Origin of the sequence: Cohnella sp. 56, assembly GCF_037963805.1 — a bacterium.
In the GTDB taxonomy this organism is placed as follows: Bacteria; Bacillota; Bacilli; order Paenibacillales; family Paenibacillaceae; genus Cohnella.
Genome location: NZ_JAZDQE010000026.1, coordinates 1 through 15,047, shown reverse-complemented (window position 1 = coordinate 15,047; position 15,047 = coordinate 1). Strand labels below are relative to the sequence as shown.

The 15,047-nt window shown below is 63.0% G+C and carries 16 protein-coding genes; 1 reads left to right on the top strand and 15 read right to left on the bottom strand.

From position 1 onward, the window contains the following. Nucleotides 1-20: 20 nt before the first annotated feature. The 15 genes from VQ071_RS27870 to VQ071_RS27800 form a co-directional block, all read right to left on the bottom strand. Nucleotides 21-395, bottom strand: a complete 375-nt coding sequence (locus VQ071_RS27870; protein ID WP_340517974.1) for a hypothetical protein — start codon at nt 393-395, stop codon at nt 21-23. Between the two features lie 99 nt (nt 396-494). Further along, on the bottom strand, nt 495-1,553 hold the full coding sequence (locus VQ071_RS27865; protein WP_340517972.1) for an FUSC family protein: 1,059 nt from the start codon (nt 1,551-1,553) through the stop codon (nt 495-497). 73 nt (nt 1,554-1,626) lie between these two features. Beyond that, nucleotides 1,627-2,469 carry an SDR family oxidoreductase gene (locus VQ071_RS27860; protein ID WP_340517971.1) on the bottom strand — a complete coding sequence of 281 codons (843 nt, stop codon included), beginning with the start codon at nt 2,467-2,469 and terminating at the stop codon, nt 1,627-1,629. 345 nt (nt 2,470-2,814) lie between these two features. Further along, entirely contained in the window at nt 2,815-3,660 is an 846-nt protein-coding gene (locus tag VQ071_RS27855) for an SDR family NAD(P)-dependent oxidoreductase (protein WP_340517970.1), read from the bottom strand. Between the two features lie 323 nt (nt 3,661-3,983). Then, nucleotides 3,984-5,312 (bottom strand): LLM class flavin-dependent oxidoreductase, encoded by a 1,329-nt coding sequence (locus VQ071_RS27850; protein WP_340517968.1) that lies wholly within the window; start codon nt 5,310-5,312, stop codon nt 3,984-3,986. Nucleotides 5,313-5,339: 27 nt separating this feature from the next. Then, nucleotides 5,340-5,870, bottom strand: coding sequence for a GNAT family N-acetyltransferase (locus VQ071_RS27845; RefSeq protein ID WP_340517966.1), 531 nt, complete (start codon nt 5,868-5,870; stop codon nt 5,340-5,342). 2 nt (nt 5,871-5,872) lie between these two features. Beyond that, nucleotides 5,873-6,385, bottom strand: coding sequence for a DinB family protein (locus VQ071_RS27840; RefSeq protein WP_340517964.1), 513 nt, complete (start codon nt 6,383-6,385; stop codon nt 5,873-5,875). Nucleotides 6,386-6,504: 119 nt separating this feature from the next. After that, nucleotides 6,505-7,674 (bottom strand): N-methyl-L-tryptophan oxidase, encoded by a 1,170-nt coding sequence (gene solA / locus VQ071_RS27835; RefSeq protein WP_340517962.1) that lies wholly within the window; start codon nt 7,672-7,674, stop codon nt 6,505-6,507. Next, nucleotides 7,671-8,882 (bottom strand): amidohydrolase, encoded by a 1,212-nt coding sequence (locus VQ071_RS27830; protein WP_340517960.1) that lies wholly within the window; start codon nt 8,880-8,882, stop codon nt 7,671-7,673. Before VQ071_RS27830 ends, solA begins: the two co-directional genes overlap by 4 nt. Before the next feature lie 13 nt (nt 8,883-8,895). Then, nucleotides 8,896-9,936 carry an LLM class flavin-dependent oxidoreductase gene (locus tag VQ071_RS27825; protein ID WP_340517958.1) on the bottom strand — a complete coding sequence of 347 codons (1,041 nt, stop codon included), beginning with the start codon at nt 9,934-9,936 and terminating at the stop codon, nt 8,896-8,898. Between the two features lie 20 nt (nt 9,937-9,956). Then, a complete protein-coding gene (locus tag VQ071_RS27820; protein WP_340517956.1) occupies nt 9,957-10,709 on the bottom strand; it encodes an amino acid ABC transporter ATP-binding protein in 753 nt (250 codons plus the stop codon). Further along, nucleotides 10,706-11,416 (bottom strand): amino acid ABC transporter permease, encoded by a 711-nt coding sequence (locus tag VQ071_RS27815; protein ID WP_340517954.1) that lies wholly within the window; start codon nt 11,414-11,416, stop codon nt 10,706-10,708. The genes VQ071_RS27820 and VQ071_RS27815 overlap by 4 nt, the downstream gene beginning before the upstream one ends. After that, nucleotides 11,413-12,195 carry an amino acid ABC transporter permease gene (locus VQ071_RS27810; RefSeq protein ID WP_340517952.1) on the bottom strand — a complete coding sequence of 261 codons (783 nt, stop codon included), beginning with the start codon at nt 12,193-12,195 and terminating at the stop codon, nt 11,413-11,415. The genes VQ071_RS27815 and VQ071_RS27810 overlap by 4 nt, the downstream gene beginning before the upstream one ends. 21 nt (nt 12,196-12,216) lie before the next feature. Then, on the bottom strand, nt 12,217-13,146 hold the full coding sequence (locus VQ071_RS27805; protein WP_340517950.1) for a transporter substrate-binding domain-containing protein: 930 nt from the start codon (nt 13,144-13,146) through the stop codon (nt 12,217-12,219). Nucleotides 13,147-13,349: 203 nt separating this feature from the next. Next, nucleotides 13,350-14,237: a LysR family transcriptional regulator gene (locus tag VQ071_RS27800; RefSeq protein WP_340517949.1), complete on the bottom strand. Its 888-nt coding sequence runs from the start codon at nt 14,235-14,237 to the stop codon at nt 13,350-13,352. A gap of 167 nt (nt 14,238-14,404) precedes the next feature. Here VQ071_RS27800 and VQ071_RS27795 point away from each other — a divergent pair, with 167 nt between their 5' ends. After that, entirely contained in the window at nt 14,405-14,764 is a 360-nt protein-coding gene (locus tag VQ071_RS27795) for a hypothetical protein (RefSeq protein WP_340517947.1), read from the top strand. Nucleotides 14,765-15,047 lie beyond the last annotated feature (283 nt).

Genomic DNA, 15,047 nt, shown 5'->3' with positions numbered 1-15,047 from the left:
ATGCCGGCGCTGCGGCCCGCTTATTCCTGCGCGATGAGGCCGAGCCGGTCGCGCCAAGCGACCGGCACTTCGCCTGCCGGCAGCTGCCGGTCGGCGGGCGAGCGCAGCGCCGACAGCGCGGCGGACAGCTCGCCGAACCACGCCGCGTCGCGGATCGCGAGCGATACGTCGATCAGATTGCGCAGCTGCTCCTCGTTGTAGTCGGTCTGCTGCGGCAGCGCCCGCAGCGCGCCTGTCTGCACCGCGATCTCCGTGCCGATCGCTTCCTCGCGATCCGATGCGGTGACGAATATGCCTGCGGCGCCTTGCATCGACAGAATCGAATTCACGAAGCCTTGGATCAGTTCTCCCTGTCTGGTCGTCCCCGTCACCCAATCTCCTACTTCAAATCGCATGCAAATCACCGCCTGTTCGTAATCATCAGTCATCGCGGGCTGTACCTATCCCCGCCGACTATACTGTTATTATAATGGTTACAGTTCGTGCTGTCAAGGCTATCCAGCATCCCGGGCAGGCTCATCCGCGCGGCCGACCTCGGTCAACATGCGTCCGAGGTCCGCGAACAGGCTGCCGATCTGCTTGAGCTGCTCGGGGTCCGCGCCCGCGATGCTGCGTCTGAAGCATTCCAGCTGGACGAGCCGGGCGCGCTCGACTGCCGCTCTCAGCCGCTCGAACGCGGCTTCCGAAGGATCGGTCACCGTATCGGCGTAGCGGTCCACGCATTCCGCGGCGGCGGCGAGCGGCTCGGTCAGCTCGAGCGGCTGCCCCTTCGCGGCCTCCAGCTCGAGCAGGCTGCGCGCGATGCCGCGCACCTGCACGGATATATGTTCAAGCCGCTCCATCGCCTGCGATACGCGCTCGACGCGTTCGCGCCGTCTGCGGCCGAGCGGCACGAACTTCAGACTCTGCCGCGCCAGCTCCGTCGCCTCGTTCCCCCGCTTGATGAGCTGCAACAGTCCGCGCGCCTCTCCCAGCACATGCGCGGGTTGTCTTTTTCCCATCAACGCCTCGTCGAAGTCCCTCAGCACCGCCGCGATCCGCTTGCCCAGTCCGGACGCCGCATTCAGCGCCTCGCGCGTCGTGTCGCGGGGCACGAGCGCCAGATTGACCGCGATCGCCGCGACCGAGCCGATCATCGTCTCCAAGATCCGGTAGGCCGCATAGCCGTGCGCGTTGCCGAAGGCAAGCACCAGCAGCGCGGTGACGCCGATCTGGGAGCCGATCTGGCTGTTCAGCTTCAGCGCGCCCGATACCGCGAGTCCGGCGAACACGACGACAGCCACCGTCGCCGCGTTCACGCTGAACCACTGTCCCGCGATCATGCTGATGCCGATACCGACGACGATGCCTACGATCCGGTATATTCCCTTTTGAATCGAATCGGCAACCGTCACCTGCAGGGTCAGAATCGCGGCGATGGGCGCGAAGTAAGGATACGAATGCGGCGTCAGACTCTGCGCCAGCAGCCAGGACAAGCCGCAGGCCAGCGCCGTCTTGAACGTCTGGAGATCGATGCCGAGCCGGCGCAAAAATCGCCATGGACCGCTTAACATGCCGCTCACATCCTAAACCTGTAGTTACTACCCGTATAACGCCCGGATCGTCGCCACGGCGGCACCTGCTATTTTACCAATTCAGATGCAGCTTGCGCGTATTCGTTACGCCGTCCAGACCCGTCGGGTCTTGCTGCGCCTTGAACCGCACGAACGCCTCCGCCGCCTCGGACGTCCGGATGCGCAGCGGCTTCGGATCGCTATGGACGACGCCCCAGACGACATCGGCTACCGAATCCGCCGTCTGCGGCACGGAAGTGCGGGCGCGGAACGCCTCCAGATAGCGCATCAATACCGGCTTGTACTCGTCCTCGCGAATGCCGCCCGAGCTTTCCACTTGCGCCATGACCGTGTCCGTGAAGTTCGTCGCGATCGCGCCGGGCTCGAGCAGCGTCACGTCGATGCCGAACGCCGGCTTATAGTACGTCGCCAAGCTTTCGAGCAGCCCTTCGACCGCGAACTTGCTGGCGCAATAAATCTCGTTGAACGGCTGTCCCACGAGCCCGCCGACGCTGGACGTTGCGATGATATGGCCGCTATTCCCTTTGCGCAGCAGCGGCAATGCCGCCCGGATCGTATGCATGACGCCGTATACGTTCGTATCGAACACCCGCTCGATGTCCGCAGGGTCCGCCTGGCCCAGCGCCCGCAAGTATCCGAAGCCCGCGTTGCAGAACAGAACGTCCAGACGCCCTGCTTGCGCTTCGATCCGATCGAACGCAGCCTGCAACGATGCCGGGTCCGTCACTTCCATCTCGATAAAATGAAGGTTCGGTACGTCCGCATACTGTTGCGCATCCCGCTCCACGTTCCGGGTTCCCGCGTAGACCGTCCAACTTCCTTTCTTCGCGAACTTGAGCGCCGTCGACAGGCCGATGCCCGAGGATGCTCCTGTAATCGCCATAATACTGTTCAATCGAACACCTCCCGTTCGGATTAACGTTACTTATTGGTATCTGCATTTCATTATCGCAAAGCTGCAAAACCATTACAATTCCGGCGACGCGTTGGCGCATGTACGAAGCGAATAACCCTCCGACGGCAATCGCTGTCGCGCAGACATCGCTAACGGGGCTGCTATCGCGCAAAAGTGCAGGATAAAGCGTCTCTTCGCCGACATTTCGTCCAACCGGCGATACCTGGCACGCATTTTTGCGCGGCATGCGCGGGGCTTCAACCTCCCATGCCTCTCCAAAGGCGCGCCAGAAACCGTCAGGGAAGCTTCCCTGACGGTCCTGTGCGCCGCATACGACGGACGCGTTTATACTTCAAACGGCGGAACGACGCGTCCATCCGTATCGGTGAATCCGTATTCCAGCGCCAGCTTGCCGACTTGAAGCACCTGCCCGTGCTTAAGCCTCACATCGCCGTCTTCCGCCAGAGCGGCTACAGCCTGCCCGATATAATGCGTCGACTCCGTCTGCCTGAGCGCTTCGACCTCCTGCCAATGCGCTTCATCCGTATTGAAACTTTGCAGGACCAGTTCTGTCCGCATCCAGCCGGGAGAGACCGCGACCGCCGTCAGCTGCGTGTCTTTGAGATCGCGCGACAAGCCGAACACTGTGCGGTTAATCGCATTTTTGGCAAGATCGTAGAAGAAGGTTCCCAAATACTTGTCGTGATCCCAGAACGTCGTGTGCACGATCAATCCGGAGCCGGATTCCAGCATCAACGGAATTGCATAATGGCTCGTCGCGATTTGCGCACGCACGCCGCCCTGGAACATCGCATCCCACATGTCGAGCGGGTATTCCCAGAAAGGCTTGGACTGCAGCCCCACCTCCAGATCATGCAATCCCCAGACATTATTCACAAGGATATGAAGACTTCCTCGTTCCTGCCGGATTCTCTCGACCACAGCTTGCGTATCCCCGTCACGGGTATGATCGCAGCGGCATGCATAAGCCTCTCCGCCCTGCTTTACAATCTCCTCGACCGTGTCGTCGACACTGCCCGGAAAACCGTTTGTCGTAGCGCCTCGCACACTCCTTCCGGTCACGTAGACGGTTGCTCCGGCTTTCCCGAGCTCGATGGCGATCCCTCGCCCCGCCCCCCGGCTTCCTCCGGTGACGAGCGCGATTTTCCCAGCAAGCTTTTTCAAATTCATCTCCTCCTTCGCGGTCATTTATTCCATCATACAACCGTAATATGTCATCTACTGTCATATTAAAATGTGCAAAGTAGTCTTTGCCCCATTGCGGTTCTGCGTGACAGCAGATACTTTGTATTGCAAGCCCCGGATGCGGCATACTGCTTCATGCTGTTCGATAGGCGGACGAGCAGCTGCGGGGCGGTCGGGCTCAGCGTTAACTCTCGTATAGATGAGTTCTCTCCGTCCGAAAATGCAAACACGACATCCACTGCCTTTGCGGCAACCGATGTCGTGTTTCGTGTAATTGAAGCTGTGGACCAAGCTTCGGCGGATAAGGCCTAGACGGTCGCCCGCGCCAGGGCATGCCGGTTGACCGGAATCGGCACGCCCAGATTGCCGCGGAGCGTCTCGGCTTCGTATTCGGTGCGGTACAGGCCGCGCGCCTGCAGCAGCGGCACGACCAGCTCGACGAAGTCATCGAGGCCGCTCGGGAACGCCGAATGGATGATGAAGCCGTCGGCCGCCTCCTCCTCGTGCCACTGCTGGATCAGATCGGCGATCCGCTCCGGTGTGCCGATGAACTGGCCGCGCGGCGTGGCCGCGCGCAGCGCGACCTCGCGCAGCGTGAGTCCCTGCTCGCGGGCGTCCCGCTTGATCTTGTCCGTGCCGCTGCGGAAGCTGTTGCTGCCGATGTCGCCGATGTCGGGGAACGGCTCGTCGAGCGGATATTGGGAGAAGTCGTGGTGGTCGAAAAAGCGGCCGAGATAGTCCAGCGCTTTGTCGATGGACACCAGGTTCGCGATCTCCTCGTACTTGCGCTCCGCCTCCTCCTGCGTCCTGCCGATGATCGGGCCGATGCCGGGCAGGATGACGATATCGTCACGCGAGCGGCCGAAGCCGACGGCACGATCCTTGACGTCGCGGTAGAACGCCTTCGCCTCCTCCAGATTTTCCTGGCCGGTGAATACGGCGTCCGCTTCTTTGGCCGCCAGACTTTTGCCGCTCTCGGAGGAGCCCGCCTGGAAGATGACCGGCTGTCCCTGCTCGGACCGGGCGATGTTCAGCGGACCTTCGACGGAGAAATAGCGGCCTTTGTGGTTCAAGCGGTGCATCTTGGACGGCTCGAAGAAGACGCCAGACGCCTTGTCGCGCACGAACGCATCGTCCTCCCAGGAATCCCACAGCCCTCTGGCGACCTCCAGATATTCCTCCGCAATCTTGTAGCGCTCGTCGTGGCTCGGATGCTCTGTCTTGCCGTAGTTGCGGGCGGAGCCTTCGAGCGGAGAGGTCACGACGTTCCAGCCGGCGCGTCCGCCGCTGATCTGATCGAGCGAGCCGAACTGACGCGCCACCGTGAACGGCTCGCTGTACGAGGTGGACAGCGTTCCGACGAGCCCGATCTTTTTGGTGACGGCCGCGAGCGCCGACAAAATCGTGATCGGCTCGAAGCGGTTCAGAAAATGCGGGATCGACTTCTCGTTAATATACAAGCCGTCCGCGATAAATACGAGATCGAACAGCCCCTCCTCCGCCTTCTGCGCCGCCTTCACATAGAACGGCAGGCTGACGCTGGCGTCCGCCGGAATCTCCGGATGTCTCCATGCGGAGATATTGCCGCCTACGCCGTGTATGATCGCGCCGAATTTCAGCTTTTTGCGTGTGGTCATTGTTTCTCCTCCTTTAATATAGGCGATTTAAATCTTCAGCAGCGACGCGTCGTCCAGGTGCAGCCGGTAGCTCTTGACGAGGATATCTCCGTTGTACAAGTCTTTGTCGTATGCGCGCTCGAAGCCCAGGCGCTCGTACAGGCGGACGGCGGAAGCCATCAGGTCGGAGGTGTGCAGGTGCAGCGTGCGTGCGCCCAGCTCCCGGGCACGGCGGGCGGATTCGCGGATAAGCGCGGTGGCGACGCCGCGCCCCCGAGCGGCGGGCTTGACGGCGATCAGCCGAATGATCGGAGCTTCGATGCCGAGCTCGCGCCCGTAGGCGGCCAGCGAAGAAGGGAACAGGACGGCGCTGCCGACCAGCTCGCCGTCATGCTCGGCTACGAGCCGGGCGAACGGGCCCGGCTCGTCGACGGAGGCGGCGATGTTGCGCTTGTACTCGGCCCAGCGCTCCCCGGGCATGGTGCCTTCGTACTGGCCATAGGCGTCCAGCAGCACCGCCAGTATCGCTTCGCGATCGCGGTCCAGAGCATCTCTGACGTGAACAGCAGACGATGTCATCGTCAAGCCCCCTCCCGCTCGGGCAGTGCGCCGCCGCGCTGTTCGGCCGCCGCCACTCCCGCCTTGATCCGCTCGATCTGGCCGACATGCCGCAGCACATGCGCGTTGAAGCCGCGAACGACGTCGGCCAGCGATACGCGCTCGCCTTTCGCATTGACCGCTTCCTTGGCCCAATCTGCCGGGGACAGTCTGCGAAGCAGCCTCGCGTTGTACGCGAGCAGCGCGCGGTAGCCTGCCAGCACGTCCGCAGCCTCGGCCTCGTTGCCGTATTGTCCCTCGACCCACGGGTCCTGGCTGAATGCGGGCAACCGGACCGACGAGCCGGACAATATCTCGCGGATACGGAAAGATACTACGATGAGATGATCTGCGAGATGGACGAGCACCTCGGTCACGCTCCACGCGGAGGGCGTCGGCTTCCAGGTCAGAGCGGCTACGTCCAGCTCTGCGATCGCCGCGCCCAGCGGCTCGTCGGCATGCAGCAATGCTTCAATATCGGCGGCATGGTTGCTCATGGGATTCACTCCTTTGGATGGGTGGGGGTTCAGGATGACGTTGACGAGAAACTTCAAGACTGCAAAGACGGAACTTCAAGTTTGCATAGGCGGAACTTCAAGTTTGCATAGGCGGAACTTCAAGACGGAATAGGCGCGGACGCCGGCGGCGCGAACCGCGACAGCCCGAAGGGCAGCAGATCGGCCGGCGGCCGGTCCGTCGCCGCCCATACGGCCAACGCCTCGCCGAGCGCGCTCGCGAACTTGAAGCCGTGGCCGGAGAAGCCTCCGGCCAGCAGCACGCCGGGCAGCGCGGGATCGGCGGCGACGATGAACTGCTCATCCGGCGACAGCTCGTAGCGGCATGCCGCGCCACGCAGCAGGCGGCCCGCGGCTCCCGGCAGCATCGACTCGAGCGCCCTCCGCAGATTCGCTTCGTCGTCGGGATGCGCGCCGAACGGGGCGAGCGGCTCGCCGGGCAGCCACGGCTGTCCGCCGTCGTGACGGCCGATCTTCACACCCGCTCCGCCGATGCTCGGGAAGCCATAGTAACCGCCGCCGAGCCCGCCGAACGTGAAGCCGGGCAGCGTGCCCGCCGCATACAGCCGCTCGTCGGCTTCGAACCAGCCGACGACCTTGCGCACGGGAGCGACCGGCAGCGACACGCTCGGCTCCAGCGTCTTGAACCAGGCGCCGGCGCTCACGATCGCGCCGCCCGCTTCGAACACGCCGCGGCTCGTCTTGACCTTCACGCCCGACCCGCCCGGCCCAGGCTCGATCGCGAGCGCCGCCGTATTCGTCAGCAGCTCCGCTCCTGCCGCCAATGCCTGACGCCGGTAGGCGGCCACGCACCGCTCGCTGAACAGATAGCCCGCGTCCGGCTCATACAGCCCGGCATAAGACGGCGGCGGCGCGAATCCTGGCCAGCGCTTCGCAATCTCTCCGGCATCCAGCAGCTCATAGTGGACTCCCTCCCGGTCGGCATCGGCCAGACGGCCCTCGAACGAGTATTCGCCGTGATCGCTCATATTGAGCACGCCGGACCGCTCCAGCAGCCGCTCGCCGGTCATCGTCTCCAGCTCGCGCCACAGCGCGTCCGCGCGCAGCGCGAGCCGCACGTAGTGCGGCCCTCCGCCGTATACGTGGCGAATCAAGCGCGGCTCGCCGTGATGGCTGCCGCCCGTGTGCGGCGGGTCGAACGCATCGAGCAGCAGCGTGCGCAGTCCGCGCGCGGCCAGATGGTAGCCGGCGCTCATGCCCACCGAGCCGGCGCCGACGACGATGACATCGTATACGGTGCCGGCGCTCATACGCGTACGCCTCCTGCGGCGGCGTCATCCTGCTTTTCGCCCTCGCCCGCTCCGCCCGCGGCCGCGAGTTCGTCCAGCGCTTCGCCGGCCACCGCGGCCAAGTAGGAGGCTGCGAGCGGCAGCGCGGATTCGTCGACGTCGAAGGCCGGATGATGCCATTCGTGCGGGCCGCTCGTGCCGAGGAAGGCGAAGACGCCTGGCGCTTGCTTCAGATAGAGCGCGAAGTCCTCGCCCGCCGGCGACGGCTTCGGCGCCACGACCTCGAGCCCGGCCGCCTCGGCTGCGCGCGCCGCTACGCGCGCCCAGCGCGCATCGTTGACGACGGGCGGCGGTCCGCCCGTCCAGCGCGTCCGCGCCGTCGTGCCGAATGCGGCGGCGACGCCGTCCACGACCTGCTCGAAGCGGCGGCGGACCTCGGTCCTGACGCCTTCGTCGAACGTGCGGATCGTGCCGTCCAAGATCGCCTTGTCGGAGATAACGTTCCAGGAGGCGCCCGCGGACAGCCGCGTGACGCTCACGACGGCGCTGTCGAGCGAGCTGACGTTGCGGCTGACGATGCTCTGCAGCGCCGTCACGATATGGGCCGCCGTCACGAGCGGGTCGAGCCCCGCCTCCGGCATAGCGGCATGGGTGCCCTTGCCGTCGACCTCGACGGCGAAGCCGTCCGCGGCCGCCATGATCGGACCCGGCTTGATGCCGATCGCGCCGACCGGCAGGTCGGGCTTGTTGTGCAGGCCGAACACCGCGCGCACGCCCTCAAGCGCGCCGCTCTCGATCACCTGCGCGGCCCCCTTCGCCTTCTCCTCCGCCGGCTGGAACAGCAGCCGCACCGTGCCGGCCAGCTCCGGCTCCCGCCGCTTCAGCAGCGCGGCGGCTCCGATCAGCGCCGCCGTGTGGAAGTCGTGTCCACACGCGTGCATGACGCCCGGACGGCGCGACGCGAACGGCAGCCCGGTCTCCTCCGCGACCGGCAGCGCGTCGATGTCCGCGCGCAAGGCGACGACCGGTCCGCCATACTGGCCGCCGATCTCGGCGACGAGGCCGGTCCGCAGCGGATAATCCGCGATCCGGATGCCTGCCTGCCGCAGCCATTCTCTGATCGCCGCGGTCGTCTCGTACTCCTCGCCGGACAGCTCCGGATTCGCGTGCAGCCGGCGCCGGATATCGATCAGGCGGTCGGTGAACGCGCCCGCGTCTTCGTTGCTCATATTTTTTTCCTCCTCATGCGCCCCCCGTTCGGTCCGCCCCTACGGGCAGCTCCTCGAACGCTTCCTTGATCAGCCTGATCGACCGCTCGCGCTGGGCAAGATCGGGGAGGATCGTCGTGAACAGCAGCTCCTTCACGCCGTAGATTCCCGCCAGCTCCAGGAGCCGCTCCCGCACCTGCGCCTTGGTGCCGCGCGTGATGTCGGCATCCCGAACCTCGGCGGTGAACGTCTCTCCCGCCTGCCGCGCGAATTCCTCCGCCTGCTCCAACGTGCCGACGTTCACCGTCTTGCCGCTCGCCAGCGTGACGCGCACGTTTTTGAACTCGCCGGCGAGCGCCGCGGCCTCCTCCTCGGTGTCCGAGGCAATGACCGACAGCGCCAGAATCGCTCGCGGACGGCGTCCCGTGCTGTAGTCGAAGGCTGTGCGATACGTCTCGAAGGCGCGCGCGGCCGTGTCCGGATCGTTGTTGATGAACAAGGCGAACGCGTACGGATACCCTCGCCGCGCCGCCAGCTCGGCGCTGGACACGCTCGTACCGAGCAGATGGATATCCGCCGGACGCTCGGGCAGCGGGCTCGCCTGTACGCCGGCCAGCGGATGCGACCCGTCGGCCGGGCCGCCCAGGTATTGCTCAAGCTCCCCGAGCTTGGCCTCCAGATCGCCGGCCTGGCCCTGCTTACCGACGCCCTGCAGCGCCTGCGTCGAACGCGGCAGTCCGCCGGGCGCGCGGCCGATCCCGAGCTCCACGCGGCCCGGGGCGAGCGATGCGAGCACGTTGAAGTTCTCGGCCACCTTGTACGGACTGTAATGCTGCAGCATCACGCCGCCCGAGCCGATGCGGATGCGCTCGGTTCGGGCGAGCAGATGAGAGATGAGCACCTCGGGCGACGAGCCCGCCACGCCCGGCGAATCGTGATGTTCGGCGACCCAGAATCGGTCGTAGCCGAGCTCCTCCGCCACCTGCGCCAGCCGGATCGTGCCTCGCAGCGCTTCCCCGGGTGTGCTTCCCGGGTGAACGATGCTTTGATCCAGTATGCCTAAGGATAACGCCATCGGTTCCAGCTCCGTTCGGTTTATATGTTGTAGACGCCTTCGGGCGTCATGCGCTTCAAGAACTGTCTCGTGCGCTCCTCCCGCGGCGACCTGAAAAACTCGGCCGCCGTTCCTTCTTCTACGACGGCGCCGTCGTCCATAAAGACGATGCGGCTCGCGACGTCCTGCGCGAACGCCATCTCGTGGGTCACGATAATCATCGTGATGCCTTCGCGGGCGATCTTGCGGATGACGGCCAGCACTTCGCCGACCAGCTCCGGATCGAGCGCCGACGTCGGCTCGTCGAACAAAATGACGTCCGGATTCAGCGCGAGCGCACGGGCGATGCCGACCCGCTGCTGCTGGCCGCCCGAAAGCTGGCTCGGATAGGCGTCGAGCTTGGCGCCGAGGCCGACCTTCTCGAGCAGCTCGGCGCTGATGCGGCGCGCTTCCTCCTTGGGCGTCTTGCGGACGATGACGAGGCCTTCCATTACATTTTGCAGCGCCGTCTTGTGACGGAACAGATGATACTGCTGGAACACCATTGCGGAGCGCCCGCGCAGCCGGTGAATGTCCTTTTTCGAAGGCTGGCCGCATTCGACCTCGCAGTCGCCGATCCGGATCTGTCCGCTGCCGGGCCGTTCCAGGTAGTTGATGCAGCGCAGCAGCGTCGTCTTGCCCGAACCGCTCGGTCCCAGGATGGCGACGACTTCTCCTTTTTCGACCGTCAGATCGATGCCCTTCAGCACCTCATGCCGGCCGAACGACTTGCGAATCTGCTTCAAATCGATCATGCGACCCCTCCTTTGTCGTACCGTGCGACCCGCTTCTCCAGCAGCGCCGTGAGCCGCTCGATGACGATCGTGAGCCCCCAGAAGATCAGCGCGGCCGCGATATAGGATTCGAAAAACTTCCAATTGGTCGAGGCGACGATCTGCGCCTTGGCGTTGATCTCTACGACCGAGGCTGTAAAGGCGAGCGTCGAGCCGTGCAGCATCCCGATCGTCGAATTGGACAGATTGGGCAGCGCCGCCGCGAACGCCTGCGGGAACACGATGCGCCGGAGCGCCTGCCAGGTCGTCATGCCGACCGCATAGGCGGCTTCGATCTGCCCGCGGCTGACGGCGAGCAGTCCCGAACGGACGACCTCGGACATATAGGCGCCGGCCGTGATCGAGAACGCCACGTAGGCGAAGCCGATCATCGGCACCTGGACGGATCGGAACGAAATTCCGAGCGCCTCGGACAGCGCGTCAATCGCGATCGGCAGTCCGAACATGACGATCAGCAGATGGGTGAGCATCGGGGTGCCGCGGATAAATGTGACATACGCAGACGAGAGTTCCCGCAGTACGGGTACCCGGTAAATGCGCGCCAGCGCGGTGACGATGCCGAGGATCAGCCCGCAGCCGATCGATACGAAGGTGATCTCGAGCGTCGTCGGGATCGCAGCCAGCAGCTTGACGAACGCCTCAGCGATAAATGCCGGATCGAGCTTCATCGAAGCGCCCCCTCCTCGGTCAGATTCAGTCTGCCGGATGCGTCTTTGCGCCTCGCTCGCCTACTCCTCGCCGTGGATGCCGATTCACCGTCCGCCGTCTCATGGCGAAGCAGGCGCCGCTCCAGCCTGTAGAGCAATCTCTGAAGCACGAAGCTGAGCATGAAGTACAGCAGCGCGAGCGCCAGGTACGATTCGAAAAACCGCTGGGAGATCGTCGGCAGTGTCTGCGCCTTGCCAGTCAGCTCCATGATGCCGAGGGAAAACGCCAGCGAAGTATCCTTCAGATTGGCGATGATCAGATTGCCGAACACCGGCATCGCCACGGCGACGGCTTGCGGCAGCACGATCCGGCGGAACGCCTGGTAGCCTGTCATGCCGATCGCGTAGCCGGCCTCGACCTGGCCGCGGTCTACGGAACCTACGGCCGCCCGGATCGCCTCCGAGATAAACGCGCCGCTGTGCAGCGCATACGCGGCGATGACGAAGACCAATACCGGGGTACGGGAGACGTCGATATGGAGCGTCTTCAGCATCTCGGGCAAGCCGTAGTAGATCAGGAATAGCTGGATCAACAGGGGCGTGCCCCGGAAAAACGATACGTACACCTGCGACAGCCGCTGCAGGACAGGAACCCGGTACAGTCTTGGAAGGGCGATGAGCATGCCGACCGCCGAACCGATCAGCAGCGAGAAAACGACGATCTCCAGCGTGATCCATATGGCCGGAAGCAGCTTGACGAAATAGTCGTAAACATAGGAGATATCGACAGACGCGCCCATGCGGCGTTCATCCTCCCTCCGCTATTTGACGGTGTCGGCCGTGAAGTCCTGGCCCAGCCATTGTTTGCTAAGGTTGCCGAGCGTACCGTCGGCCTTGAGCTGCTTGATCGCGCCGTCGATATCGTCGGCGAGCTGCCGGGATTCGGGGTCGTCCTTGCGGAATACGAACAGAATGTCGGCTTCGCTGAGATCGTCGCCGACCGTCTTCAGCTTGCCTTGCGGGTCGATCAGCGGCAGCGCGAAGTCCGCACCGAGCGTAGCGTCCACGCGTCCGGTCGATACCTGGTTCACGGTATCGTTCGCGGCCCCGTTCTGATAGACGATGTTGATTTTTTTGTCATGCTCTTTGTTGTAATTTTCGAGGATTTGCGCTTCGGCGCTCGTTGCGCCCGTCAGCACTTTTTTGCCGGCCAGATCGTCCAGCGAATGGATGGCGTCGTTATCCTTGGCGACGATAATTTTGTTGCGCCAGTGGGCATAGGGTTCTTTGTTGAACAGATACTTTTGTTCGCGCTCCGGATTTTTCTCCATCTCGTGCGCGACGAAGTCGATTTTTTTCGTCTCCAGGCTGAGCAGCAGGTTGCCGAAGTCCATCGTCTGAAGCTCGAACTCGTAGCCGGCCAGCCGCTCGTCGATCTCCTTCACCAGCTCGACGTCGAAGCCCGTCAGCTTGCCTTTTTCGTCCAGGAACGCCACCTTCGGGAACTGTGTGCCCGTGCCGACGACGATTTTCTTAACTTGATCAGCCGCGGGCGAGCTCTCCGCCGGGGAAGCCGACGCGGACTGCGAGGCTTGCGTGGATTGTACGGATTGCGAGGATTGCGCCGAAGGGGAAGTGCCGCCCGTTGCGGCAGCCGCTCCATTTTCATTTTTGTTGCCGCAGCCTGCCGTCACCGCGACCGCTAATGTCAACACGATACCCGCCGTACCCGACCATACTCTTTTTTTCATATCGAATCCTCCACCCTTTTCATGAGTTCTGCTGCTTGCAGCGGCGATCTCCGGATGTCAGGTCGATTCACCATATTTGATTGTTTATAATTCTTACCTGTTTAGTAAGTATTATATGATCATAAATCTACACGCTGGCGGCGTGCGCGTCAATACGATCTCTAATAGATAAATTCAATAGGCCAATCGCGATATCCGATCGATCAGATGGCGGCTGGGAAGGCGTGCGCAGACGCTTCCCGGAGCATCTGCACGAAGGCCTCGTTCTCCCCCTGCACGGAGATCAGGCTTGTCTTCAGGGCGATGCCGGATGTCTCGGCAAAATCGACGGGAACGAGCGAGCCTTCCTTCTCCTCGTGGCGAACGCTGAGACCCGGCAGGAAGCAGATGCCTTCCCGCAGCAGCAGCAGCCGCTTGGCCGATTCCAGGTTGTCCGTCTGCACGATGAGATTCGGCAGCAGCTCCAGACTCTCGAATACGCGGTGGATGCGCAGCCAATCGAGAGCCCCGCATTCGAAAAACAGCAGCGGCTCGCCGGACAGCAGCTCGATCTTCGGATGCGGATGGGACGCCAGCGCGTGATCGCGGTAGACGTACAGGCGGATCGGATCCTCGTACAGAATGGTCGAACGGATGCCGGGATGCTTGAACTGGCGGACGAGGCCGATATCCAGATCGCCGGAGAGCACACGAGTGCCGATCTGCTCGGTCGTCCCCGTCGTCAGCTTGAGCTGAACGCCCGGTTGGCTGCGCCTGAGCGCAGGCAGGATATACGGCAGCACATATTGGGCGGCGGACACGGTGCAGCCGATGTTCAGCTCCTCCTTGGGCGCCTGCGACCGCCGCACCTGCTGCTTGCCCTTGCGGTACGTATCGAGCAGTTGCTCGGCGTAAGGTCTGAACAGCTTGCCTTTGTTCGTCAGCAGCACCTGCTTGCCGACGCGGTCGAACAGCTGGCAATCCAGCTCGCGCTCGAGCGATTGGATGCGTGCCGTGACGGACGGCTGGGACAAGAACAGGGCCTCAGCCGCCTTGTTGAAGCTGCCGTAATGGAGCACGTGCACGAAGGCTTCGATATTTTCGATATTCAAGCGAATACCTCCTTCTTTAATTCCTTGTTTGTGGGTAATCTTAGTTTGATTTATTGACTGCTGTCAAGCTTAATACCTTCAAAATAGGCATCGAACCGCGTGCATCTCCCCAAGCGGCCTGTCCGTCAGCTGCATATTGTAACGTAGGGAAGGAGGTGGATGCGTCAATGCGGACCAATCAGCTCTACCCGCGGCTGTACCTGTACAGCGACGAAAATTATTGCGGGAATCGTTACGTATGGCGCGGCAACCGGGCGCTGCGCAACCTCGACCGGCTGTACAGCCGTCTCGGCAGTCTGCAATTCTACTCCCCTCGGCGCGACGCGACGCTCGTGCTGTTCAGCCGGGCGAACTTCCGCGGCCGCTTCCGCATTTATCGGGGAACGACGAACATTCGCAATCTCAACGCGCTATTCGGCGGCCGAGGCGTCGGCTCGTTGATCATGACCAGCGCCTGCCTCACGCCTTCGCAGGTTCGGGAGATCAGCCGCACGGGCTGCCTGCCCCCCGGCTTCCTGGTCGTATGATGCGTTTCTAAAAAGTAAACAAACGGGACGAAGCGGAGGGGTCTCCTGCTTCGTCCCGTTTGAAGTGTGCAGCCAACTGCCGCGATCTGGAGTCTATCGCCTCTCGTCGTGCAGGCGATGAACCGCCCGGCTCCACGCCGAGCCCGATCGCCTCTCCTAGTATATCGTTTCATAAATAACAAAACTATATTCCCCTCGAACATGCTACAATATGGATAGCCTAATTCGAGCGGAGTGACATCGTGCCATTCAAGTCAAACAAGAAGCCTCTAGCACTATCACA